This is a genomic window from Nonomuraea sp. NPDC050153, assembly GCF_044460125.1.
Classification (GTDB): Bacteria; Actinomycetota; Actinomycetes; order Streptosporangiales; family Streptosporangiaceae; genus Nonomuraea.
Map to the genome: position 1 here is coordinate 1 of NZ_JBITJQ010000094.1, position 1,502 is coordinate 1,502.

At 67.8% G+C, this 1,502-nt stretch carries 1 protein-coding gene; it reads left to right on the forward strand.

Annotated elements, in window-relative coordinates; genetic code table 11:
• Positions 1-250: 250 nt before the first annotated feature.
• Positions 251-1,477 carry an IS110 family transposase gene (locus tag ACIBQ1_RS61825; protein WP_397292885.1) on the forward strand — a complete coding sequence of 409 codons (1,227 nt, stop codon included), beginning with the start codon at positions 251-253 and terminating at the stop codon, positions 1,475-1,477.
• Positions 1,478-1,502: the final 25 nt, after the last annotated feature.

A 1,502-nucleotide genomic window follows, 5' to 3' on the forward strand; every position in this document is an offset into this window, starting at 1 on the left:
GCTTCCTAATGAGAGTTAACGAATCCGCCCGGGTCATCGGGCAGACTTCGGACTGGTAGCCACCGGCAGGTGAGCACTCGTGCTTCCTGGACGTTGAGTCCTGATGAAAGACCGTGCCCCTGCTGGTAGCCGGGTGAGTTGATCGCTGATGGGATGTCGTGCCTGCCGAGTTCGGCGTGAGCACTGAGTTCATTAGGTCGCCGAAGCTTCCCCGACCGGCTGCCGGAGGAGCTCGAAGACGGGAGAGACGTTGCTGTTCGTCGGGGACGACTGGGCCGAGGACCACCACGATGTGGAGTTGATGGACCAGACGGGTAAGAGGCTGGCCAAGGCGCGGCTGCCGGAAGGCGTGGAAGGCATCGGCCGGCTGCACGCGATGATCGGCGAACACCTGGGAGATGATCCCGGCGAGCATGCCGATCAGGTGCTGATCGGGATCGAGACCGATCGTGGCCCGTGGGTGCAGGCGCTGCTGGCCGCCGGGTACCAGGTGTTCGCGGTCAACCCGTTGCAGGCCAGCGAGTACCGCAAGCGGCACAGCGTGTCCGGAGCCAAGAGCGACGCCGCCGACGCCCATGTGCTGGCCGACATGGTCCGCACCGACTCCCACCAGCTGCGCCCGGTGGCCGGCGACAGCGACCAGGCCGCCGCCGTCAAGGTGGTCGCCCGCGCGCACAAGACGCTGATCTGGGAACGCATCCGGCACATGCAACGGCTGCGGCACGCGCTGCGCGACTACTTCCCCGCCGCGCTGGTCGCCTTCGACGACCTGACCGCCGCCGACACCCTGGCGCTGCTGACCCGAGCCCCAGACCCCGCCTCGGCGGCCAAACTCACCCTCACGCAGATCAGCGCCGCACTCAAGCACGCCCGCAGGCGCGGCATCCCCATCAAGGCCGCCGCCATCCAGGCCGCTCTGCGCACCGACCAGCTCGGGCAGAGCGAGGTGGTGACCGCAGCCTACGCGGCCACCGTGCGCGCGACCGCCGCCGTCCTGGCCACGCTGAACGAGCAGATCAAAACCCTCGAAGGCGAGGTCGAGGCCCATTTTGGCGAGCACCCGGACGCTGAGATCATCCTGTCCCAGCCGGGACTGGGGCCGATCCTCGGCGCCCGGGTGCTGGCCGAGTTCGGAGACGACCCCACCCGGTACGCCAGCGCCAAGGCCCGCAAGAATTACGCGGGCACCAGCCCCATCACCCGAGCCTCGGGCAAGAAGAAGGTCGTCCTGGCCCGCTTCATCCACAATGACCGGCTCGTCGACGCCCTGGGTGTCCAGGCCTTCGCCGCGCTGAACGCCTCGCCCGGCGCGCGGGCCTACTACGACCAGCAACGCGCCCGCGAGGTGAGCCACTACGCCGCGCTGCGCCAGCTCGCCAACCGGCTTGTCGGCATCTTGCACGGCTGCCTGAAGACTCGCACCCTCTACAACGAAGCAACCGCTTGGTCGCATCGTGCCGAAGTGCTCACGGCTTGACATCTAAGCTCCTGGGATGTCTTTC